This window comes from Paenibacillus sp. KS-LC4 (assembly GCF_036894955.1).
GTDB lineage: Bacteria > Bacillota > Bacilli > Paenibacillales > Paenibacillaceae > Pristimantibacillus.
Genome location: NZ_CP145905.1, coordinates 3,884,736 through 3,908,803, shown reverse-complemented (window position 1 = coordinate 3,908,803; position 24,068 = coordinate 3,884,736). Strand labels below are relative to the sequence as shown.

The window sequence follows — 24,068 nt, the reverse complement described above, 5'->3', positions numbered from 1 at the left end:
ATGCAGGCTAAAACAGCAACAGGTAAAACCATTCCTAAGCTCATCCAGCCAACGAAAACATCCAAATGGGCACATACGTTAAAGGAGCTGAAAAGAAACAAGCATCACTATATTTTGATGAGTCCATATATGCTTATTTTCTTTTCATTTACGGTCATTCCAGTCGTATTCTCTTTAGGCCTGAGCTTCTTTTATTTTAATGTGCTCGAATTTCCGCGTTTTGTTGGCTGGCAAAACTATTCAAGACTGTTTCTTAACGACGATGTATTCATGATTGCCTTGAAAAATACTTTTATGTTCGCGGTCATTACCGGCCCTGTCAGCTATATCGCTTGTTTTCTATTTGCATGGATCATCAATGAGCTGTCACCGAAGATTCGTGCAGTCATGACCTTGATTTTCTATGCGCCATCCATTTCTGGCAATGTGTTTTTTATTTGGTTGATCGTATTTTCTGGAGATAGCTACGGCTATTTAAATGGATTTCTAATCAAATATGGATTTATGCTGGAACCGATTTTATGGCTGACCAATGAGAAATATATTTTGCCGATCGTCATTCTCGTCCAGCTATGGCTGAGCCTGGGCACGAGCTTTCTCGCCTTTATCGCGGGCCTGCAAACGATTGATCAGACGTTGATCGAGGCGGGCGCCGTTGATGGCATTAACAATCGTTGGCAGGAATTGTGGTTTATTACGCTGCCTTCTATGAGGCCGCAGCTATTATTCGGGGCCGTCCTGCAAATTACCGGTGCCTTCGCGGTTGCGGACATCTCGATTGCGCTGGCTGGTTTTCCAAGCGTTAACTATGCTGCGCATACGGTAGTTACTCACCTGATGGACTATGGCTCGATTCGCTTTGAGATGGGCTATGCTTCGGCCATTGCAACGGTACTTTTTATCATTATGATAGGCACGAATATGCTGACACAGAAAATGCTGCGAAAGGTTGGTGAGTGACGTTGGCCATGAAAATGATTGCGGTTCTTCGGACGCCCAAAAAGCTTAATCGCTCCTTTCTCGTCAGCTTTTTGCTATTCGCGCTACTGGCCTTATTCGGCGCTTTTATGGCTATGCCCTTGATTTATGCCGTGAACAATGCATTTAAGCCGCTCGATGAGCTGTTTATTTTCCCGCCACGTATATTTGTGAACAATCCGACGCTGGATAACTTTTTTGACCTGGTGGCGATCATGGGCAATTCGTGGGTACCGCTCACGCGATATATTGCAAATACGATAATCATTACCATTATAGGTACGGCCGGCCATATTTTTCTTGCCTCGGCCGCAGCATATCCGCTGGCGAAATACCGATTTTTGGGATCAAAGACGCTTTTCTCCATAGTGGTGCTGTCCTTAATGTTTTCTGGGCATGTAACGGCAATTCCCAACTATATGGTGATGTCCTGGCTTGGATGGATTAACACGCATGCGTCGATTATTATACCGTCACTTGCCTTTCCGTTAGGACTATTCCTCATGAAGCAATTCATGGAGCAAATACCGGATGCTTTGCTGGAGGCGGCAAAAATAGATGGTGCTAATGAATACCGGATTTTTTGGAGCATAGTCATGCCGAATGTGAAGCCTGCATGGTTAACGCTTATGATCTTACAGTTTCCTATGTTATGGGGAACCGATGGGGGCAGCTTTATCTATAGTGAAAATTTAAAGACGCTGCATTATGCTTTGGGTCAAATTACGCAAGGGGGAATTGCCAGAGCTGGCGTCGGTGCGGCAGTCGCGCTAATTTTGATGGTAGTTCCGATCACACTGTTTATCATTTCCCAGAGCAGCGTCATTCAGACGATGGCAACTTCCGGAATGAAAGAGTAGAAGGGAGTCGTGCAGGATGTTGAAAGGCGGATTAGAGACGAAGGTATACCTTTTCATTGTGCTTTGTTGCCTCATAAGCATGGGCATGGGAGGAACGATCGCCAAGGCGGCGGAGGATGATAGCGCTTACAATTATTCCTTTTGGGGGAATACGGTAGCCGCTCCAGCAGCCTACAAAGCAACAAGCTTATGGCACGGCGAGAGCATGGGGATTGGAGCGTTAAAGGAGCCGAGCGATTTGCATGTTACAGCTGATAAGCAGATTTATTTGCTTGATACAGGCAATAATCGTGTCGTCATTCTGAATCAGCAATTTGAGCTGGTGCGAGTAATTACTTCATACGTCCATGAGGGCAAGGAGGAAACGTTCCAAAGTCCTCAAGGTTTATTCGTAACGGATGAGAAGCAGCTGTTCGTAGCTGATACAGGAAATCAAAGAGTCGTTCATCTTGATCAAAACGACAGGCTGGTGAAGGTTATCGAGTCGCCCGAGTCGGAGCTGCTGCAAGATTCCTTTAAATTTGAGCCGGTAAGAGTTGTCGTGGATAAGGCGCAGCGAGTCTATGTGATGGCAATTGGTGTTTTCGACGGATTTATGGAATTTAATGCAAATGGCGAATTCACATCATTTATTGGCGCAAACCGTGTGTCTTTCAGCCCAGTTGAGTATTTTTGGAAAATGCTGTCCACCCAAGCGCAGCGGAGCCAGATGGTCATGTTCACGCCGACGGAGTTTTCCAATTTGGATATTAATGATGAAGGCTTCCTCTATGCGACAAATAGTCAAATGCAAAATAACGTCAGAAAATTAAATGCACGGGGCGGCGATATTTTAAGGGAGGAAGGTTATTTTCCTCCACAAGGAGATATTCGTTTTATGACGGCTGATGGTCCAACCCGATTGGTCGATATTGATGTCGCAGGCAGCGAGATATACGCCATTTTGGATGCCAATAGAGGCCGAATTTTCACCTACAATGGCGACGGACATCTTATGTATGTTTTCGGCGGGCTAGGCAATCAATTGGGTGAATTCCATACGCCAGTGGCACTTGAGCGTGTTGGTGATGATTACCTTATATTAGATAAGGCGCTTGGTGAAATCACGGTATTTCAATCAACGGAATACGGTCGCACCTTAAATGAGGCGGTTAGGGCTTATTATAAAGGCGATGAAGAGCAGGCCCATAAGTTGTTTCAACAGACGATCAATATGAATGCAAATTTGGAATTCGCCTACGCGGGAATTGGCAAAGCGCTGATTCGGCAGGGAGATTATGGCGAGGCTATGCAATATTTTAAACAAAGTATGGATCAGAAAGGCTATTCGAAGGCGTTCCTGCTTTATCGCAAGCAAGTGCTGCGGGAGCATTTTACTGCGATTATGACGGGGATGCTTGGACTTGTGATCGTTGCCTTGTTGATTAAAAAGTATCGAAAAAAGAAAGGGGGACGCCAGATTGCCTCCATTGAACAGTGAGCTGTACAAATACCCTTTCTATCTCATTATGCATCCCTTTAATGGCTATTGGGAGCTAAAATATGACCGCAATCAAAAGGCGAATATCGTCATTTCTTTTGTGATTTTGTTTTTGCTTGCTGTGACCAATATTATGCAGAGCCAGTACAGCGGGTTTGTAGTCAACCTCGTTAATCCAAATGGTTTGAACAGCTTTATGGAGATTTTGTATGTCGTTGTTCCTGTATTGTTTTGGTGTGTGGCCAATTGGTCGCTGACGACCTTAATGGATGGGGAAGGGAAGTTTGTCGACATCTTTACTTCAACATGCTTTGCATTAATACCGTTCGTTATAATCCATCTACCTTGGATTTTGTTGAGCAATTTCATTTCGCTGCAGGAGACGGCGTTTTATCATTTTTCCAGCAGCATCGCCATGATTTGGTGCGTGTTTCTGCTCTTTGTCGGCAATATGACAGTTCATCAATATACCCCGTCCAAAACAATTGGAACTATCATTTTGACGATTGCAGCTATGGGGTTTATGGCCTTCTTAAGCTTATTGTTCTTTAGCTTAATCCAACAGATGCTGGCTTTTATATCCGTTATCTATCAAGAAATGGTTTTGAGAAGTTAAGGGAGGAGGCATAGAGATGAATATAGCCAAAAAAGCCCTGTTGATCACATGCTTCCTGAGCGGGATGATCCTTGCAGGCTGCTCCGCTACGCCATCTGGCGAGCATAGGGAGGATGGTAATCAGGCTTTGCCGGTTTTTACCCAAGGCAAGACCTTAAGCGCTGCTTTCACGGATTCTCGTGTCGCCGGTATGAAGGGAGTAGCTGAAAACGAGCAACTGCGGTTATTCGTAGAGGATCAGACTGGGGCGATAGCGGTTCTTATTAAACATACGGGTGAAATATGGAACAGCAACCCGCTTGATCGAGACTCGGATTCACTTGCTACGGGAGTAAACAAGGATTTATTGTCCTCTCAAATAAAAATTGATTTTTATAACAGCTTCGGCCAGATCAACTCTATTAATTCCTACACAGACAGTGTTGCCCATAAACAGATCAATGTCACAGAGATTCCGAGTGGGATCAGCGTTTCTTATCAATTTGGCACGAGCGCAAAAACAGCAGAGGATTTACCTCAAATGCTAAGCAAGGCCCGCTTCGAGCAATTATCGAGCAGGCTGGACAAATCAGGAAAAAGAGCATTTCTCATTGCCTATAAGGAGGATGCGGAAAAAGCGGTCTATAGAAGAAATGACAGCGCATTAAACGGGCTTCAATTGGAGCGGGCGCTCGCCGCATTGGAGAAATCGGGTTATACAGAAGCGGAGCTGCAGGAGGACATGACCGAGCTTCAATTTACGCAGGAGAAGCCCGCCGCGCGCATTTTTCAAGCAACGATTGAATATACGCTGGATGAGGACAGCTTAGTTGCCAAAATTCCCGTTTCCAGCATCCGCTATCCCGAGGAATATCCCGTGAACACGATTTCGCTCCTCAGCTTTTTTGGTGCAGGGGGTAAGGATGAGGGCGGTTCCCTGTTCGTTCCGGACGGTTCCGGTGCCCTTATCCACTTTAACAATGGAAAAACCAAATATCCGGCCTATCAGCAGCCTGTCTACGGGTCGGATCAAACGATAGACAGGACAGAAAATGCAGCTAGAGAACAAAAGGTGAGACTCCCCGTGTTTGGGATCATTCGGGAAAGCGGAGCTTTTCTTGGGATCATTGAGCAGGGGGCTGCTGCTGCTACTATCCACGCGGACATTGGAGGCAGGTTGAACAGCTACAACTATGTTTATCCGAATTTTTATGTGATCAATAAGGGAACCGTTTATCTGGATGGGAATGGGCAGCAGCGTTCTCTCCCAAAATTTCAAGAAAATCCGATGAAAAGCGATTATACGATCCGTTATGCTTTTCTAAGTGGCAAGCAAGCCTCTTACCAAGGAATGGCCCATTATTATCAGCAATATTTGGAGAAAAATAATGGGTTACTTAAGCGCGAGGCTGACGATTCGAAAGTAAATACGCCCTTCTATTTGCAGCTAGTAGGAAGCATATCGAAGCAGAAGCACTTCGTGGGCATTCCCTACCGGGCCCTTGAACCGCTTACGACATTCGAGCAAGCGCAGATCATTGTCGAGCAATTGCAGCAGCGTGAGATAAACGATATTAAGCTCAAGTATGCTGGCTGGTTCAATAACGGTCTTGATCATAAGGTCATGGATCATATGAAGGTCGATGAGGAAATCGGGGGGAGCAAGGGATTGCAGCAATTTGTGGCGTTTGCTCAAAGCAAGGGGATTTCTCTGTACCCGGAGGTTGCCGTTTTGACTGCGCTTACAGGAGAAGGATTCAATGAGTCCGATGAAGCTTCAAGAACGCTAAGAGAGGTTCCTGCCACGCTATATCCGCTTGATCGGGCACTCAATCGACGGGATGGAACCAAATCGCCATCCTATGTCATATCCCCACGGCTCGTACCGGGCTATACGGATTCCATGCTCAAAGGCATTCGTAATTTTCAGCTTGGAGGCCTCGCGCTGCAGGATTTGGCCGATCAATTGAATAGCGATTTTCGTAAAAATAGACAAATTGATCGAACGGTGTCCGAAACTATATCGGGCGAGGCGCTGGGCAAAATTCGAGATGGAAATTTGCTCATGATGGCTAACGGCGGAAATGCCTATGCGCTGGCGTATTTGTCCGACATTACGAATGCACCGCTGTCTGGCAGCGGATTTAAGCTTGAGGATGAAGAAATCCCCTTCTATCAGATGGTCATTCGTGGATTTATAGAATACGCCGGGGCGCCGTATAATCTTTCCGCTTATACGAATGAAAAGCAATATGTGCTGAAAAATTTGGAATATGGAGCGGGTGTTTACTTCGAATGGATTTACGAGCCGAACTATAAGGTAAAGGATAGTGAATACGATTATCTCTATGCTGTCAATTACAAGCTATGGCTAGATAAAGCCTCGGACATCTATCACGAAGTGAACGCCGTGCTGAGGAGCGTTCGAAACGAGCGGATTACCGCGCATGACAAGCTGGATGAAGGTGTTTTTAAGACGGTTTATGAGAATGGAATATACGTCATTGTAAATTATAACCGTACTCAAGTGACGGTTGAGGGCAGGACGGTAGAAGCCGAGAGCTATATTACGGGTGGTGAGCGCTCTTGAAGCTTATAATGAAGCTCGGATTGAAGCAGCGGACATATGCACAGCAGAAGGCTTTTCTAGGCTTTATTTTTGTACTGCCCTGGGTGCTCGGATTTGTCTTTTTCTTCTTCATTCCGCTGCTCTCCTCCTTACGCTACAGCTTTAGCTCTATAACAGCTAACTCGGAGGGCTTGAGCATCCAATTTATCGGATTTTCAAACTTTGTAGAGGCGTTGACGATTAATACGAGCTTTAATCGCATATTGACAGAAGCGATTGTGGACATGGTCGTAAACGTACCGTTGATCGTTATATTCAGTTTGTTTTTAGCTGTATTGCTGAATCAGAAGTTTTTCGGCAGAGCTATTGCAAGGTCGATCTTTTTTCTGCCTGTTATTTTGGCCTCGGGAGTTATTATGACGCTGGAGAGCACAAGCTTGATTCAAGCCGTCAATGACCAAAATGCGGGCTCCAGCATCATCAATGCGTTTGGCGCCTATGAGCTTGCCGGATTAATGCTGGATGCAGGAGTTCATGAAGATATTGTCCTATATCTTACGGGGGCAGTTGACCGTATTTATCAAATTGTCAGTCAGTCGGGCGTGCAGCTCTTGATCTTCTTGGCGGGCATCCAGACGATATCTCCTCAGCTCTATGAGGCGTCCAAGATGGAGGGGGCTACCGGCTATGAAGCCTTTTGGAAAATTACGTTCCCGATGGTCAGCCCGCTCATTCTAGTCAATATGATCTACACGATTATCGACTCGTTCTCAAGGAACAATATGACGGAATTGATTCGGGAGACGGGCTTTACCACCTTTAACTTTGGCCTCAGCTCAGCGATGGCCTGGCTCTACTTTCTGGCAATTATGATTATTTTGCTGATCAGCTCGTATTTTGTATCTAAAAGGGTATTCTACCAAGACTAAAAGGAGCGTGAATGCCTTGATAATGGCCCGATTATTATCGTTAGAAAGCTGGAAGCGATGGCTGTGGTCCATCGTTCGTTTAACTTTAATCGCAGGCTTATCCTTCGTTATCCTCTATCCCATTTTGCAAAAGATTTCAACAGCGATAAAGTCAAAGACAGATCTTTACTCACCGATTGTCATATGGATTCCACAAAATTATACGCTGGATAATATGAAGCAGGCTATAGCCATTATGGATTATTGGCAGACGCTGCTGAACACGCTTGCGCTGTCATCGACAACGACGCTGCTGACGGCTGCCTCCTGTGCGCTCGCGGGCTATGCATTTGCAAGACTTAAGTTTAAAGGGAGCAAGCTGCTTTTTGGCGGCGTCATTTTAACGATCATGGTACCGCCTACGACTATCCTTATTCCCGTGTATTTGAACCTGAAGGACTTTACCTTAATGGGCTTGATTCCTTTATTGACTGGGAAATCTGTTAATTTGCTTAACACGTATTGGCCGTTTATTTTAACCTCCATAACAGCCAATTCCTTGCGAGCAGGGCTGTATATTTTTATTTTTCGCCAATTTTTTAGAGGCGTGCCCAAGGAGGTTGAGGAGGCCGCTTATATGGATGGTGCGGGTGTCGGGCAGACGTTTTTACGAATTATGCTGCCAAATGCGATGCCGGCAATCGTAACCGTGTTGCTCTTCTCCTTCGTATGGCAGTGGAACGACAGCTTCTTTACGACAACCTACTTGACATCGAGCAAGGTGATGTCTACCCAATTGTCCTCTTTGCCCTATAATTTAGCCATCTTCCTCCAAGACGGTGCCTCCTCCAAAGCAGACCCGTTTTACTTGAGCATGGTGCAGGATACGGGAATACTGCTCGCGATTTTGCCGCTCATTATTCTTTATTTGTTTGTGCAGCGCTACTTTGTCGAAAGTATTGAGCGGACAGGACTTGTTGGCTAAATAATACGAACAAATGAAAGGCAAGCATCTAGCGGGATCAGCTCCATGCTGGCGATCCCGCTAGGTGCTTTTTCTATTCTTATATTTTTAAAGTAAGCACAATAGTTCATGATGTTTTGAAGAAAGGTTTTACGTGGTATTATATACAAGACTTGTTGAAAATGGCTTGAAAAGAGAAAAATGCATACAAGGGAGACAACTAAATCTTATGAATGTGGAACGAACATTGGTCATTAGCGATATCCACGGCTGTTACCGCGAATTTATAGAGCTCTTGGAAAAAATCGAATATCGTTCCTTGCAGGATAGACTGATTCTTCTAGGGGATTATGTAAGTAGAGGCCCGAAAAGCAAAGAGGTCGTTGAATTAGTTATGCATTTAGTCCAAGAGCAGGGGGCAATTGCATTGCAAGGCAATCATGACCATCGTTTTGTTAGGGTGATGGAGAATCGGGCGAGTGAGCAAGATATAACCCGTTTTTTTGAGCATGGCGGCAGCGAAACGTTACATAGCTACTGTAGGACAACTAGAAGCAATCGTTTAGAGCATTTGAAGGAAGCGCGAGATGTGATGCTGGGGGAGTTTGCTTCTCATTTAGCCTTTTTGAAAAAGCTTCCTTTCTATTACGAGGATAACGATTACATCTACGTCCATGCAGGTCTAAACCCTTCAGTAGCCCAATTATGTGAGCAGAGTACTCATGACTTGCTGTATATCAAGGAGCAGTTTTATAGGAACAAAACTCGTATGGAAAAGGTAGTTGTCTTTGGTCATACGGTTACAAAGGATATTCACGGCTCCTATGCGATTTGGCTTGGCGGCGACAAAATAGGTATTGACGGTGGTTGCTCCTTTGGAGGACAGCTCAATTGCCTGGAGCTGGTCAATGGCAAAGTAGGTCGTTTTTTTGAAAGCGCTTAAATTTTGCGTGGACAAAAAGCGGTGATGGTGATAATATTGTTTCTGTAAGAAACAATATTATTTTAATAGAATATTAATTTTATGGCTTTTAAACATTACGCACACTAAAAAACGCTCAGTACTGGTAGGTTTTATCTGTTATGTGCTTGGGCGCAGCGAAAGGAATGGGAATGATTATGAGCATTATTGAAACGACGATCACCTCCTTTGACGGTACAAAGCTTTATTTCAGTAAAAATAAGGTCAGTGATGCAAAGGCCGCAGTTGTCATCGTTCATGGTTTATGCGAGCATGCTGGACGCTACGATTATGTGACGGAAAAATTAAATAAGCGTGGATTCAATGTCTATCGTTTTGATCATCGCGGCCATGCCCGCTCAGAAGGTCCGCGTACCCTCTACAACGATTTTCATCACATGATTGACGATATAAATGTCATTGTTGAGGCGGCTTTGCAAGAGTCCGGCGATATCCCTCTTTTTGTAATCGGACATAGTATGGGAGGCTTTGCTTCCTCTTCCTTTGGAACCAAATATCCAGGCAAAGTAAAAGGCATCGTTTTATCTGGAGCGCTTACGCGTTATCATACGAAGGTTGCCGGAGAACTGCCGCTAGCGCTTCCATTGGGCACGTATTTTCCAAATGAGCTTGGCAGCGGAGTGTGCAGTGATCCAGAGGTTGTATCCGCTTACGCCAATGATCCGCTAGTAGAAAAGCAAATTTCTGTAGATCTATTCAATTGCCTAGGGGATGGAGTAGAGTGGCTGAAGCAGCATGCAGAGAAATTTGTTGATCCCGTTTTAGTGCTACACGGAGCGAATGACGGGCTCGTAAGCGAACAGGATTCCCGTGATTTTTACGGGGATATTGCTTCTACAGATAAAACGTTGAAAATTTATGCGCATCTCATGCATGAAATATTCAACGAACCAAGTCGCGACGAGGTCATTGAAGAAGCCATCGCTTGGCTGGAGCAACGAATCTGATTTTTGTACCTGTAAGATGAAAGGGGCTACCGATGAAATTAGAATGGATGGGCAACCATCGAGCCCTTATTGAGAAGATCATTAAGTACGGGAATGCTTACTCAAACACCTATAAGCTACAGCGCAGCTATGGAACAGATGTGATGTTCTCTGCCTCGCAAATTCAGACGCTGGAATATATTTTGGAGGCTGAGGACAAGGACGAGAAAATGTCGGAGATGGCAGCACGTCTTGGCGTTAGCCGCAGCACCTTTTCCAAAAACGTTAAAAATTTAGAGGAAAAAGGCTTATTGGAGAAATATCGTTTAAGCGGCAACCGCAAAGATATATATGTAAAGCCTTCTGCCGAAGGGCGCGAGGTGTATACAAAATACACGGCATTTGTCCGCCAAATTTGCTTCGATGAGATTTTTCAGTATGCTGACAAGGTGTCAAAGGCAGACAAGGATAACTTCATTCGCATTTTAGATTTATTAGCTGATGTGCTGCTATGGTATGGTGAAAAAGAACAAGTGCCGCGCAAGCTAATAAAAATGGATACGATAGTGGATGAAATAAAGGAGTAAATTCGCTGCTACATGTGAATGTTGGGTTATTCATCCCTATTCAAAAGGAATTTCCCCTCAGGCTGCAAAATGGCTTGAGGGGAAGTTCTTTTTTTATTTATTGGAGCCTGATTTATCTGAACAGCTTGCGCGCGTTATCAGCTAGCCTTCCAATTCCACGACCTTGGTCGCGACATGCTTGCAAAACTCGCTGTCATGCTCTACAAAAAGGATCGTTGGCGCATGCTCCAGCAGCAGCTCCTCCATTTGCATCCGGGAGATGACATCTATAAAATTGAGCGGCTCATCCCAAATATGCAGATGGGCGGGCTCGCAAAGACTTTTAGCGATCAGCACCTTCTTCTTCTGGCCGCCGCTGAAGGAGGCTATGTCCTTTTCGAATTGAATACGCGAAAAATCCAGCTTCCTTAAAATCGCTTTGAACAAGCTTTCGTCGATGCCATGGCTTGCGGCATAAGCTGACAAATGGCCTTGCAAATGCGCTGTGTCCTGCGATACATAGGAAATTTTCAACTGGCTTCCTTTGCGCAGCGTTCCAGAGAAGGGGATTTCCTCGCCATAAATCAGCTTGAGCAGACTTGATTTTCCAGAGCCATTCGGGCCAGCAAGCGCAATGCGATCTCCTTGCTCGATCGTGAAGCTGACGTCGCGGCAAGCCGTCTTTTCGCCGTACTGAATGGAGACGTGGTCAAGCTCAGCCAGCTGATTCTTATGGTAGGCCAATTGCGAAATTTTGAGGCTTTCTGAGCTTTCGACATTTTTCAGAAGCTGGGCTTTTTCGTCAATCGCCGACTGCTGTCTATGCTCAAGCGTCTTGGAGCGCTTCATCATTTTCGCGGCCTTGTGACCGATGTACCCTTTATCTACCTTGGAGCCGGAGTTTCGGGTGCCGTTTTTCGTTTTCTCTACCTCATGTGACCAACTGCTTGTTCGTTGTGCTGCTTCATTCAGCCGCTTGACGTCCTTGCGCAGCTTTTCGTTCTCGGCCATCTCGAACTGGTCCTGCCGTTGTTTATTTTCCCACCAATCGGAGAAATTTCCTCTCTGAATTTCAATGCCAGTTTTGTTAATCGACAGAGTATGATCGACGCAGTTATCCAGAAATGCACGGTCATGAGACACCAGAATAAAGCCTTTTTTGGCATTCAGATAGTGGCTGACCAGCTTTCTGGCATGAATGTCCAAATGGTTCGTCGGCTCGTCTATGAGCAGAAAGCGGTTCTCTTTAAGAAACAAGGCAGCAAGCTGCACCTTCGTCTGCTCCCCATTCGACAAAGTATCGAACGGCCTGTATAAAACGTCCTCCGACACCTTTAGCAGGGAAAGCTCGCGAAGGAGCTCCCAATGCTGATAGTCCGGACATATATGGTCGATGATATCGAGCGTATTGTATTGTTTATTTTCGATAGCGAATGGAAAATATTCAAAGCCGACATCGGCAGAAATGGTGCCATTGTATTCATAGTTGCCGAGCAGCAGTTGCAGAAACGTCGTTTTCCCCCGGCCATTCCTCCCCGTAAAGCCCAGCCTCCAGTTGGTATCCATTTGAAAGGTAACCTGATTGAAGATGTTATCGTAGCTGCCTTCATAGGCAAATGTAAGGTTCGTCACTTTAATCAAGGCCATGACAAATTCCCCCTTTTGTAAAAAATAAAAAGAGCTACAAGAAAGTTACCCTTCTTGTAGCTCAAAAAATACAGCAAATTTAGCCCGCTGCGGGCCAAATAAGCCAATCTATTTGAGTGAAAAGAATAAGTAACTTTCTTGCACGCAAAGAACAAAACATAGCGTTTTATTCTTCAAACGTTCCGCAAGAAAGTCTACATTATCCTCTTCAGCTCCTATCGCATAGTTTAGTGAATTCTACCATATCCGTTGTTTGGTTGCAACCTTCACTGGCTTCAAAATAAATACAGTAAAGGTCGCTCGTGAAGCGGACTTGTTCATCTACGTCTTGCTATTACTGCTGGCCTGAGCATTCAGTGCGGTAATCAGCTTATCGCCCTCGACATCAAGGTTCGGCAGCAAACGGTCTAACCATTTTGGGAGCCACCATGCTTTATCTCCGAAAATGGCCATGACGGCTGGAACCAGCGTCATACGGACGATAAAGGCATCAATAAGTATGCCTATCGCCAAAGCGAAGCCGATCTGTTTAATCATGGCATCAGGTGCGAATATGAATCCGGCAAAGACGGATACCATGATGACAGCGGCGGCAAGAACAATGCGGCTTGCTAGATCATAGCCGTGTACGACACTGTCGGTTCCTCTATGACCATGCACGTAAGATTCACGCATAGAGCTTACTAGGAAAACCTGGTAATCCATCGCTAATCCGTAAAGAATGCCGGTGACAAGGATAGGCATAAAGCTTAGCAGCGGGCCTCCTGTGTCAAAGCCGAAAAGTGAATGCAGCCATCCCCACTGGTAAACCGCTGTGGTAAGGCCGAACGTTGCAAGTATGCTGAGTATAAAACCGACCGTCGCTTTAATGGGAACGATGATTGAGCGAAACACCAAGAGCAGAATAATAATGGACAGGATGACGATAATGCCGACATACAGAGGGAACGCCTCCGACAGCTTAGACGACATATCAATATTAATAGCGGTGAACCCGGTAACGCCCAGCTTCACATCCGTATTTTGCGCAATGCTTGATTGTGGGGCGCGCAGATCGTTGACTAGCTCCTTCGTTGCTAAGTCCGTTGGTCCTGTTTTTGGAATCAGGCTAATAATCGCCATATCGCCCGTTTTGTTCACACCCATTAGTGTGACGAGTGAAACATTGTCATGCATTTGCAGCTCCTGAACGAGCATGCCGAGTTTTTCAGGAGTGAATGGCTCGGAGGCATTTTTCGTCTCTCCCACCAGTAGCAGAGGACCGTTGAAGCCTTCTCCGAAGCCTTTGGAAATCGCGTCATAGCTTTGTCTAGCAGACGTATCCAGGTTTGCCGAGGCGCCAGAGGGAATGCCAAGCTCCATTTTCGCAACTGGAATCGCTGCCGTGCCTAGAACGATGATCACTCCGATAATTATTAGCCAGCGGAATTTCACCGTTCCTTTAACCCAGCGAATGGAGAACCCGTGCTGAGCTTTATCGCCTGTGCTGCTGTTTTTCATGCGGACTTTAGTTGAGCAAATACGTTCGCCTACGAGGCCAAGCAGGGCAGGGAGCAGAGTCAGTGCTAGCAGCACAGTGATGAAAACCGTCACTCCAGCGACGATTGCCATCGTAGACAAGAACTCAATGCCAATGACAAGCATGCCGAACAAAGCAATAATAACGGTTAAGCCTGCAAAAAATACGGCGCTGCCAGCGGTACCAACCGCTCTGCTTGCAGCTTCGCGAGCACTTAGTCCCTGATCTAAAATCATGCGGCGCTGACGATTTACAATAAACAGGGAATAGTCGATGCCGACAGCAAGACCGATCATGATCGCCAAAATAGGCGTAATGTCATTGATCGGAATAAATTTCGAAAGGGCAAATGCGCCTCCAATACTGATCGCTACGCCAAAAATAGCGGTAAGCAGCGGCAGACCCGCAGCAACAACAGAGCCAAGTGTAATAATGAGTACAACGGCTGCAATGAGAAGCCCGATTGCTTCTGTCGAACCGATGGCCGGCGTGCTCTTAAGCGAATCGCTAGGTATAGCTGTAATGCCGGAGTTGTTCTGCTGGGCGGCAGCGGCGGCGCTGATTACAGCATCAGGTACGGATTTAGGCAATGAAGCCTGCTGCTCGGTGAATTGGAACTGGAACAGGGCGAGACTGCCGTCAGATGAGAGCATGACGCCAAATACGGGAACGCCATCTATGATCAACGGGCCATAGGGAGGTATTTCAGCGGTGCTTGGCTGGCTCGCTTGCGTTCCTTGTTCTGCTTGTGCGGATGCAGCGCCCATTTGGCTGCTGTCAGCAGCCGAAAGGCCAGCTTCCGCAGCCAATTTGGCAGGATTAATGACATAGTCTACTTGATAAACGTCATTAACGGCCTTTTGGATTAAAGCTAACCGTTCCGGCGTATCTAAACGTTCACCTTCTGGAACGGTAAAAGCAATGCTGGCTTGTCCGCCAGAAGCTTCAGGAAGCTCTTTCGTTAGTTGATCGAGTACCTTCTGCGATTCTGTACCGGCAATTTTCATTTCAGAGGTGGAATGAATGCCATTGACTGCGAGCAAGGCAATTACGACTCCAACAATGGCGATCCAGCCAATGAGGAACTGCCACGGCCTGTCGAAAGCGGTTTTCCCTAGCTTGTACAAAAATGTTGACATGTGAGGTTAATCTCCTTTATATCATGATGAATGGTGGCAAAGGTGGAAATAACGGCAATAGCGGCAATAGCGGCAATAGCGGAAATGGTAGCAATGGTAGCAATAGTAGCAATAGTAGCTAGAAGCCGTTTCGCAAATAATCGAACATGGAGTTCAAATATTGATCAAAGGGGATCGAAGCTGTCGGCTCAGCTTCTGTCTCACCCGGAAGCAGGACGTTCAAGCTGCCGTCAAGTATGGGTACAAACGCTCCATAAACGGCGCCGACGAGAAGATGGGTATACCCGTCTTTATAGCGTCCGCGGGCGAAGGGCTCCAATGCTTCCTGAGCAGCCATTTGCAAACGGCGGAATACACCAAGGATATACGGTTCAAGTGTTGGGTACTGCTTGGAAAGGGAGATGAATTGACGCAATTTAAGCAGAAACTCAGCGGTAAACTGCATCTGCAATAGGCTGTACAAAACATCAAGCGGTGTTGCTGCTTGTGGCAAGCCCGCAAGTAAGTTCTCATATTCCTCTACACTTGTAATAGGGACAGCGACGGCCGCAACGGCTTCTTCTTTACAGGAGAAATAGTTGGCGAACGTTCGTCTGGAATATCCAGCCTGCTGCACAACGTCGTCGACTACGAAGCCGTCCAAGCCTTTTTCAAGCGCGAGCTCGAAGGCGGCTTCAGCCAGAGCAGCGGCTGTAACTTCTTTTTTCCTATCTCGCAAGGTTTGTTTAGTAATCAATGACGATACCTCCTTTGTGAGCTTTATAAATGGGCAAAGCTTATTTTATACAACACTCTTGAATATTATTGCCCAAAATGCAAAAATGCACAATGGGCAAGTTTTTCGAAATTGTGAACGTTACGATGCAAGGTGTACATGAAATGAAAAAAGAAACCCGAGGTCTTGATAAGGCTCGGGTTTCTTGGAAGACGGCTAATCGCCTTGTTGAAGCTTATGTCCTATTTTTCCCAGCGAAAAAAATCAATCAGCCCATCCGTTAATTGTTGATGCGAGCGGCTAATGAAGCGATCTGTACAGTACATCAGCTCCATATGGCGGAAAGGCGTAGGCCCTGTAAAGGGTATAGCTACAATGTCCAGCCGTTCGGGGAATTGACGAAGCAAGCCTTTCGGCTGTATAGTAGCGCCTACCCCAGCAGAAACTAATTGCAGCAAGGAATGGGCTGAACTGGTTTCCATAACGGTAGCTAATTCGAATCCCTCCTTGCTGCAAACCTCATCCACTAAATCACGTCCGAGAAAGCCTTTCGGATACATCACTAAAGCATGCTGCTCCAGCTCTTGCAGCGAAATTTCCTTCCGGTGAGCAAGCTCGCTTGCTGCATGAACGAAGAGATGATAGGGCTCCGAGCCAAGCGGGACTTGGACTAATCTTTTATCCGCAGGGCCCCGCAAGCTAATGCCGATATCGACTTTATGGTTAAGCACCTCTTCATGAACATGTATAGTGGAGAAAACCTGCAGCTGGATTTGCGGATATTTCGCCTTAAATGCAACGAACAGCGGGACGAGCTGAAAATCCAAATCCGAGGGCAGTACGGCTAGACGGACGTTGCCGCCTTCTCCAGATAGCTGCTCCTTTATCGCATTTTTGGCATCACGTTCTGCTTGCAGCATCTTGCCTCCATAATGCCAGAGGAGCTTGCCTGCTTCCGTTGCTACTACCTTTTTACCGATGCGGTCAAAAAGCGGCGTACCAAGCTCGGCTTCAAGGATGCGAATTTGCTGGCTTAAAGTAGGCTGTGAGATGCCAAGCCTTTCGGCAGCCTTCGTAAAATGAAGCAGCTCAAATACAGCCATAAAGTATTGTATATTTCTATTGTCCATGTTGCGGCTCCTTATTATGATAGTATTTTACTATCATAATAATAGATATTATAGGATTGATCAATGAAAGGTGGCGCCATATACTTGATGAAGAGTTACACAGCTAAAAAGAGAGAGGCAGCCGCTATGAAAAAATATTTTTTATTGTTAGCCATATTTATTGCAGCTTTAAATTTAAGACCGATTATTACATCGGTTGCTCCATTGCTTCGCACGATGCAAAATGATCTAGCAATGAGTGGGCTGACCGCAAGTCTGCTAACGACCTTGCCTGTATTATGCATGGGGATTTTTGCTCCAGCGGCAACCGCATTACGTGATCGGGTAGGGCTTGAGCGTACTATTTTTATCGCATTATTTCTTATTACAGGGGCAACCGCTTTGCGGGGGGGCGTTAGCTCCGTTTTTATACTGATTATAACTGCGTTAGTTGGCGGTATCGGGATTAGCTTAGCAGGGCCGCTGCTGTCGGGCTTTATTAAAAAGTATTTTCCCACGAAGCCCGGAATTGTCAGTGTTTATTCCGCCTCGATGACTGTAGGAGCAGCCATTGCCTCTGCTTTTGCTATACCTCTATACAATCGCAGCAATCATAGCTTATCGCTGACTTTGTCCATTTGGGCTATTTTCGGCGTGATTGCTTTAATCGTTTGGTCAGCTTTTCTGGGGAGCAGGGGGAGTAAGGGGATCGAGAGGATCAAGGGCAACAAGGTCAACAAGATCAACAAGGTCAAAAAGGGAGGGTTGGTAGGAGCTAGTTCCAAACTTCCTTCAAGGCTGCCGATTCGCAATAAAAAGGCGGTGCTGTTGACCTTATTTTTTGGATTAATGGCCAGTATATTTTATTCGGTTACGGCGTGGATTTCACCGATTGCCCTGAGCTTCGGGTACAGCGCAGCAAGCGCGGCTATGCTCCTAACCGTTTTTACGATTATTCAAATTCCTGTATCGTTGACGATTCCCTTCCTTGTTGCCAGGTCGGGGAAACGGAGGTTTTATCTGGTTCTTTGCAGTGTGTCCGAGCTAATCGGGATTGTTATGCTGCTTTTGCATCTGCCGATGCTGCCAGCAGTAATCATGTTAGGCATTGGGGCAGGAGGGTTGTTTCCACTGGCGCTTATGCTGCCAATTGTCGAGACAGATACGCCAGAGGAAGCAGGAGCATGGTCGGCGATGTCTCAGTGCGGCGGCTACATTATAGGTGCTATGGGACCCTTATTAATTGGGGCGATTTATGATAGTAGTGGGAGCTTTATGGCTGCGCTTGTTGCGATGCTTGCTGCTATTGTGGTGATGATTGGGGTGCAGGTGGTTATTACTGGGGGGAAGAGTGAGGGGGAGGCAAGTGTATAGGTGTGCTGGATACCAGCATAAAGATTTATCAAGGGGTCTTAGCTTGGATTGTCAACATTAAATCAGACAACTTTTTTAAGGGCTGCTTGACGATACTGAACAGGTGTCATGTAACCCAGTGATCCGTGAATGCGATGCTTGTTAAACCAGTTGATGTAATCGTATAGTTCCAATTCCAGATGATGAAGGCTTCGGAATTCCATCTGGTAGATAAACTCCGTTTTCATGACCATGTAGGTGGCTTCAGCCACGGCGTTATCGTAGGGACATCCTTTCTTGCTGAGTGACCGGCCGATGCCAAAGGTTTTAAGAAGCTGGTCCATTGTGTGGTTGTTAAACTCGCTACCGCGATCCGTATGAAACCACTGAATCTGGCTGAGATCGCCCTCAACCGTTGCAAAGGCACGGGAAATCAGAGCAGCGTCCTTCGCCGGGCCTGCACTATGACCAATAATCTCTCGATTGAACAGATCGATGAGAGCACAAACGTAGTGCCACCGGTGCCCTACCTTCACATAGGTCAGATCGCTGACAACGAAGCGTCTGCTTTCCGTTTGTTCAAACTCACGATCCAATACATATGCTGTCTTTGCCTCATTACAAGCCGTTTTGTGGGGCTTGAATTGGGCAATGGTATACGTAGAGACAAGGCCCTGCTCTCGCATAATTCGGCCTATACGTCGTCTGGAGACGATGAGCCCCCGTTCCTGAAGCGTCGCCTTCAACTTTCGCGTACCGTAGGCCTTTCGATTCTTGTGGAAGATCTCCACGATAGCTTTCGTACATTCCTCTTCTGTGGGCTGTTCCTTGGCTTCATAGTAGAACGTGCTTTTGGCGATTTCGAGGACGTCACACATTGCTGATACCGAGTATTTATCACGGTTATTCTGGATGATAACTACTTTCGTCCCATGATCAGTGCGGCTTGCTTTAAAATGTCGTTCTCCATCAGGAGACGCTGGTTTTCTTTTCGTAAAGCGATTAATTCGTTTTCTTCAGGCGAACGATTGTCCTTTTCTTTGAAGGAACCCGTTGCCTTCGATTGCTTGATCCAGCGGTCTAGAGCCGAAGCTGTGAGGTCGTATTCCTCCACAAGGGCTGCCCTGGACTTCCCATTTTCATAGAGTTGCACCATCTGTTTTTTAAACTCGGCTGTAAACGTTCTTCGTTGTTGTTTGGACATGGTAGAGATCCGCTCCTTCGTATGATAGATCCATTCTACAAGCCCTTATTTTTATTGTCCAACTAAGTGTAGCCGATCCATGACGCGCTTTGCTCTTGCCAATTCCTTTAATCTCAGTCAGTTGCTGTTCAGTAGCATCTAATAGTTCCGAGGTAGTAGGAAACTGTTCAAATATCCGCTGAATGGTATAGCTGTCCTGCCGCTCTCTCAGAGATTGGGACAGAAGCGACTTCAAGCTTTCATTTTGTTGTGAGTTCATTTTGACTCCTCCTGATAATTGAAATTGGAAAAGAAAGAGCCGAACACATTTGATTGTGTCCGGCTCCTGCATGATTAGTCTCTTGCGAGGACTACCTATCATGCATAGGTATCAGGGTATAATATATATTTAAGTTTACATATTGTACTATTATAGCAGTCATTCATGTACTGGCTGTAAATTTAGTTACAAATGAAGGAATCTGGACATCTTCTAGTGAACTATACATATGTGTATAATGTTAGATAGCAACGTATTATTGAACAGGCATCTTTAATGACAGAATGTGTAGGAATCATCTGGACTTTTTGTTGTGTGTGATTCAATGCTGGATTTTTTCTGCTTGAAAGATGTAATTAATATTTAATAGATGTATGATTTTGTAGTAAATCAACGCTCAATAAGTAATAGAGAGGTGTTAGGATCCAGATGACTAAAGTAATTTCAATAATTAATTATAAGGGTGGAGTTGGGAAAACAACCGTAACTTCAAATCTAGCTGGTGAATTAGCGTTTCAGGGCTTCAAAGTTCTAATGATTGATTTAGACCCTCAAACCAACTTGACTTTTTCCTTTTTAAGAGTTGAAGACTGGGAAAAGAATTTTCAAAATAAGACAATTAAAAATTGGTTTGATGCATTTATCTATGATGACCATGAATTTAATCTAGATGAAATAATAATTAGTCCTAATAGAGTCAATCTGAGACTAGCCGAACTTAAATCCAAGGGGGAGATAGATTTAATTGCCTCTCATTTAGGATTAATTGAAGCTGATTTAGAATTAAGTGCAAAATTATGGGGAGGAAGCAAACGAACGAATTTATATAACTTTCTTAAAGTACATTCTCGGCTGAAGGAAGGATTACAGCAACTTGATGATGAAGGATACGATGTAATATTAATTGATTGTCCCCCCAATTTTAATATCGTAACTAAAACGGCTATTATAGCAAGCGATATATTAATTATTCCAGCTAAGTCAGATTACTTGTCAACGATAGGAATGGAACAACTGAAAAAAAATGTGGATGAATTAGTTGAGGAGTATAACGAGAAAGCTCGAAATGATGAATATAACAATGAGTTCAGTGAAGTTAATCCAAAATTTGAAGGTGTTGTATTTACAATGGTTGGTATTCGTTCTGGAACACCATATAAAGCACAACAACAGTTTATTTCAACCGTAAGAAGATTAAACATTCCTGTTTTTAATACTATCATTAGAGAAAATAAAACATTATTTTCTGATGCTCCTCAAACCGGAGTACCTGTTGTACTTGAAGATGTAAGTTTAGAAACTTATCAAAATGTAAGAGAAGAATTAGAAGCATTTACTCAAGAAGTTCGTGAAAGGTTAGGGATATAATACTTTGGGAGGTTAACATTTTGAATACTAGATCTGAGTTAGCCACACTGTTAAAAGTCTTTTCGAACTTTTTAACAGAACTTACTGACACTGAATATGAAGAGTTATTGAATGGGAATGGAAAATTATTATATAGATCAAAGGATAATGAAAAAAACAAAAATAAAAAACTTCATAGTAAAAATGATAATATATATTTAAATGATATTATTAAGAAACTAGATGTTTTAGATGACCGAAGTGAAGCGGAAATGATCATTATCCAAAGTAATTTAAAGAAAAGTGACTTAATTCAATTAAGCACTTATTTTAATATATACGTAAGTAGCAGTATAAGTAAAGAAAGGATAATAGAAAAAATTGTGGAAGAAACAGTGGGGGCTAGAGTACGATCACAGGCAATAAAAGATACCAAAATAAAAAATAAAAATCAGGAAAATTATTATTAAAAAAGAGAGGGTTTAATTAATGGAACTTGAAAATGAAAACTCAATTATGTCTTTAAGGATAACGGGATTATTTGGAAATGAGGAGGTGCTAATTCCCTTTGATGGAAATGTAAAAATCTTAATGGGTGAAAACGGTACCGGTAAAACGACTATATTGAATATTTTGTATTACACATTGACCCTTAATTACTCTAGGTTGATAAATTTACCCTTTAACAGCGTTGAGTTGATTTTCTCTTCAGGAGCAATTTTACATATTGTAAGGAATGAATTGGATTCATATTTAATACCTGATAGGGAGAGTTATGCTTTTAATCGTCTTTCCTCTAGTCTTACTAAAAAAGAGTTATTCCAATTAATAAGAGTAGTACGTACAAAAAGTATGGAGGATTTTTATAAGTACTTTTCTGAGAATCATGATTCTGTAGAGATACCAGCAAGAGTTGTATACAGGGAACTTAGTGAAATGCCTGTAGTAACTAAGGAATCAAAATTTGATCAGGATATCGTTAAAGAAAATGTACATGATGAAATTTTGTATTTTCCAACTTATCGAAGGATCGAAGAGGATTTAAATAACCTAGGTTTTAAAAGAATGAATATTAATGATGAGTTGTTAATTAAATTTGGTTTGAATGATGTTGAAAGACTAATAGAAGAATTGAAAAGTAAAATAAAGGAAATTTCTATTAAATGGTTTTCTAAAGTGAATGGTGAAATGTTATCTCAACTTATTACTGGTATTAGTGTCAATGAAGAGATGAAAGAAAGCTTAAATAATCAAGAGGCATTAAAAATTGTTTTGGGCAGGATAGGTACCAACTTAAAACAGGAAAATAAGGAGCAAATTTCTGAACTCGTTGCATCAGATGAATTTTATAATAGCGAGAAGTATGCTCCGTTATTGTATTTTTTATCAAATCTAGTAAAGATATATGACCAACAAAAGGAACTTGATAATGCAATTAAGGGTTTTGTAGCAGCTTGTAATAAATATTTAAAGGTCAGCAAGAAAGAATTTATTTATGATGAAAGTAATGTTGAATTAACACTTTACAGGAATAGAAAACAAGTTAAAGAGAAGATAACTCTGAGTACACTTTCATCAGGCGAAAAACAAATAGTATCCTTATTTTCACGTTTATACTTAGATACTACAAACTCCAAGTTTATAATTATTTTTGATGAACCAGAACTTTCCCTTTCTACTGAGTGGCAAAGCGAATTGCTACCAGATATACTGGCTTCTCAAAAATGTTCTTTTTTGTTTGCTGTCACACATTCGCCCTTTATTTTTGATAATAGTTTAGATTCTTATGCCAGATCATTAGAAATGTACATTACAGAAGTTACAGAAAAGGAAGGTTGAAATGAACGGAAAAGTAGAAAAAGAAAGAAGTAAAAGAAATAGTTTTTCTGTTCATTGGGCAAAGTTTATTAAATTATATAATAAATATAAAGAATATCCTATCTGTTTTGTGGAAGGTGAAGATATCAAATATTATGGATCTCGTATTGAAAATCTGGTAGGAGTTGCGAACTTTGTAGATTCAGGAGGTAAGAAAGGGGTTATTAAATTTAGAAGGAAGTTAGAGGAAAGCGACGATTTTAGCAAACTGACTTCTTTGTTTTTTGTAGACAAAGACTTTGATTTGCCCTTAAAAGATGAGGCGATTTACGAAACACCTTGCTATTCGGTTGAAAATCTTTATACAACTTCTAGTGCTTTTGAGAGAACTTTATTAACTGAATTCGGTTTAGTAAGAACAGATGATGCATACCAAAAGTGTATGAATTTATTATATGCAAGACAAAGAGAATTCCATACAGAGAGTACACTATTGAATGTATTTATTGCTTGTCAGCGAGAAATTGAAAGAGAATCAGATAGTAAATTAGCTAAATTAAATTTATCAGATATTAAGTTGACTGATTTTTTTGAAATTAATCTATCAGAGGTTAAAGCTAAGTATGATTTAGATACTCTTTATTCATATTTTAAGAAGTCGCATCCTATACCAGAAGAATTATTAATTCAAAAGCAAAAGGAATATATCAACATAGATTATCAAAAGTTTTTCAGAGGGAAATTTGAAATTGAATTCTATCGTATTTTTTTAGATAAACTTATTCACATAGCGAAACAAGGTAATAATGAGTATTTTAAAGATCGAATAAATGTAAAGTTGTTTATAACAAAAATTAATATTCTGTCAGATTTATCGGGTTTTGCAGATACACCGCCTTGTCTTAAAAATTATGTTTTGGCTAGATGTAATGCTGTAATAGCATAGATGCAGATAGAAAAGGTTGGTCACATTTCTGGTCACACTTTTTCATTTCCGAGGGCCGCGGCGCATTCGAACGTAGAAATAAAAAACTCGAGAAAGCCTTGCCCCATAAGGCTTTCTTCCGCTTTTCTCTTAACGTACAAACCCCCATCTCTCCACTGGCAGCGATGAGGTCAGGGGTTCGATC

Annotated in this window: 21 protein-coding genes; 15 read left to right on the top strand and 6 right to left on the bottom strand. The window is 43.4% G+C overall.

The window, feature by feature from the left end:
• From V5J77_RS16415 to V5J77_RS16370, 10 genes are all read left to right on the top strand, one after another.
• On the top strand, positions 1 to 960 hold the full coding sequence (locus V5J77_RS16415; RefSeq protein ID WP_338551906.1) for a sugar ABC transporter permease: 960 nt from the start codon (positions 1 to 3) through the stop codon (positions 958 to 960).
• Between the two features lie 8 nt (positions 961 to 968).
• Positions 969 to 1,838 (top strand): carbohydrate ABC transporter permease, encoded by an 870-nt coding sequence (locus tag V5J77_RS16410; protein WP_338556860.1) that lies wholly within the window; start codon positions 969 to 971, stop codon positions 1,836 to 1,838.
• Positions 1,839 to 1,854: 16 nt separating this feature from the next.
• A complete protein-coding gene (locus V5J77_RS16405) occupies positions 1,855 to 3,318 on the top strand; it encodes a hypothetical protein (RefSeq protein ID WP_338551905.1) in 1,464 nt (487 codons plus the stop codon).
• The gene (locus V5J77_RS16400) at positions 3,308 to 3,934 is read left to right on the top strand and encodes a YIP1 family protein (RefSeq protein WP_338556857.1); all 627 of its coding nucleotides are present in this window, start codon (positions 3,308 to 3,310) and stop codon (positions 3,932 to 3,934) included. Before V5J77_RS16405 ends, V5J77_RS16400 begins: the two co-directional genes overlap by 11 nt.
• A 16-nt stretch (positions 3,935 to 3,950) precedes the next feature.
• Positions 3,951 to 6,503, top strand: coding sequence for a DUF5696 domain-containing protein (locus V5J77_RS16395; protein WP_338551904.1), 2,553 nt, complete (start codon positions 3,951 to 3,953; stop codon positions 6,501 to 6,503).
• A complete protein-coding gene (locus V5J77_RS16390) occupies positions 6,500 to 7,411 on the top strand; it encodes a sugar ABC transporter permease (RefSeq protein WP_338551903.1) in 912 nt (303 codons plus the stop codon). The genes V5J77_RS16395 and V5J77_RS16390 overlap by 4 nt, the downstream gene beginning before the upstream one ends.
• A gap of 16 nt (positions 7,412 to 7,427) precedes the next feature.
• Positions 7,428 to 8,375 (top strand): carbohydrate ABC transporter permease, encoded by a 948-nt coding sequence (locus V5J77_RS16385; RefSeq protein ID WP_338556855.1) that lies wholly within the window; start codon positions 7,428 to 7,430, stop codon positions 8,373 to 8,375.
• Positions 8,376 to 8,508: 133 nt separating this feature from the next.
• The gene (locus tag V5J77_RS16380; protein WP_338551902.1) at positions 8,509 to 9,297 is read left to right on the top strand and encodes a metallophosphoesterase; all 789 of its coding nucleotides are present in this window, start codon (positions 8,509 to 8,511) and stop codon (positions 9,295 to 9,297) included.
• 176 nt (positions 9,298 to 9,473) lie between these two features.
• Complete coding sequence (locus tag V5J77_RS16375; protein ID WP_338551901.1) at positions 9,474 to 10,283, top strand: lysophospholipase; 810 nt, start codon at positions 9,474 to 9,476, stop codon at positions 10,281 to 10,283.
• A gap of 32 nt (positions 10,284 to 10,315) precedes the next feature.
• Positions 10,316 to 10,849, top strand: a complete 534-nt coding sequence (locus tag V5J77_RS16370; protein WP_338551900.1) for a MarR family winged helix-turn-helix transcriptional regulator — start codon at positions 10,316 to 10,318, stop codon at positions 10,847 to 10,849.
• A gap of 141 nt (positions 10,850 to 10,990) precedes the next feature.
• Here the strand turns inward: V5J77_RS16370 and abc-f are convergent, their stop codons facing one another.
• The 4 genes from abc-f to V5J77_RS16350 all read right to left on the bottom strand — a co-directional run bounded on the left by abc-f (position 10,991) and on the right by V5J77_RS16350 (position 16,978).
• Positions 10,991 to 12,475 (bottom strand): ABC-F type ribosomal protection protein, encoded by a 1,485-nt coding sequence (abc-f, locus tag V5J77_RS16365; protein WP_338551899.1) that lies wholly within the window; start codon positions 12,473 to 12,475, stop codon positions 10,991 to 10,993.
• Positions 12,476 to 12,796: 321 nt separating this feature from the next.
• A complete protein-coding gene (locus V5J77_RS16360) occupies positions 12,797 to 15,133 on the bottom strand; it encodes an MMPL family transporter (RefSeq protein WP_338551898.1) in 2,337 nt (778 codons plus the stop codon).
• Positions 15,134 to 15,251: 118 nt separating this feature from the next.
• Entirely contained in the window at positions 15,252 to 15,869 is a 618-nt protein-coding gene (locus V5J77_RS16355; protein WP_338551897.1) for a TetR/AcrR family transcriptional regulator, read from the bottom strand.
• Between the two features lie 221 nt (positions 15,870 to 16,090).
• On the bottom strand, positions 16,091 to 16,978 hold the full coding sequence (locus V5J77_RS16350) for a LysR family transcriptional regulator (protein ID WP_338551896.1): 888 nt from the start codon (positions 16,976 to 16,978) through the stop codon (positions 16,091 to 16,093).
• Positions 16,979 to 17,104: 126 nt separating this feature from the next.
• Here V5J77_RS16350 and V5J77_RS16345 point away from each other — a divergent pair, with 126 nt between their 5' ends.
• Complete coding sequence (locus tag V5J77_RS16345; RefSeq protein WP_338551895.1) at positions 17,105 to 18,331, top strand: MFS transporter; 1,227 nt, start codon at positions 17,105 to 17,107, stop codon at positions 18,329 to 18,331.
• 62 nt (positions 18,332 to 18,393) lie between these two features.
• On the opposite strand, the gene V5J77_RS16340 is transcribed toward V5J77_RS16345, so the two are convergent.
• Positions 18,394 to 19,514, bottom strand: a protein-coding gene (locus V5J77_RS16340; RefSeq protein WP_338551894.1) for an IS3 family transposase whose coding sequence is annotated in 2 segments (ribosomal slippage) — positions 18,394 to 19,265 and positions 19,265 to 19,514 — 1,122 coding nt in all. Because the reading frame shifts where the segments join, the coding sequence is not laid out codon by codon here.
• On the bottom strand, positions 19,474 to 19,773 hold the full coding sequence (locus tag V5J77_RS16335; protein WP_338551893.1) for a hypothetical protein: 300 nt from the start codon (positions 19,771 to 19,773) through the stop codon (positions 19,474 to 19,476). Before V5J77_RS16335 ends, V5J77_RS16340 begins: the two co-directional genes overlap by 41 nt.
• Before the next feature lie 429 nt (positions 19,774 to 20,202).
• Here V5J77_RS16335 and V5J77_RS16330 point away from each other — a divergent pair, with 429 nt between their 5' ends.
• From V5J77_RS16330 to V5J77_RS16315, 4 genes are read left to right on the top strand one after another with little or no spacing between them, the layout of a single operon-like run.
• Positions 20,203 to 21,141, top strand: a complete 939-nt coding sequence (locus V5J77_RS16330) for an AAA family ATPase (protein ID WP_338551892.1) — start codon at positions 20,203 to 20,205, stop codon at positions 21,139 to 21,141.
• Between the two features lie 20 nt (positions 21,142 to 21,161).
• A complete protein-coding gene (locus tag V5J77_RS16325; protein ID WP_338551891.1) occupies positions 21,162 to 21,590 on the top strand; it encodes a hypothetical protein in 429 nt (142 codons plus the stop codon).
• A 19-nt stretch (positions 21,591 to 21,609) separates the two neighbouring features.
• Positions 21,610 to 22,959: an AAA family ATPase gene (locus V5J77_RS16320; protein WP_338551890.1), complete on the top strand. Its 1,350-nt coding sequence runs from the start codon at positions 21,610 to 21,612 to the stop codon at positions 22,957 to 22,959.
• Position 22,960: 1 nt separating this feature from the next.
• Positions 22,961 to 23,884, top strand: a complete 924-nt coding sequence (locus V5J77_RS16315) for a DUF4435 domain-containing protein (RefSeq protein WP_338551889.1) — start codon at positions 22,961 to 22,963, stop codon at positions 23,882 to 23,884.
• Positions 23,885 to 24,068: the final 184 nt, after the last annotated feature.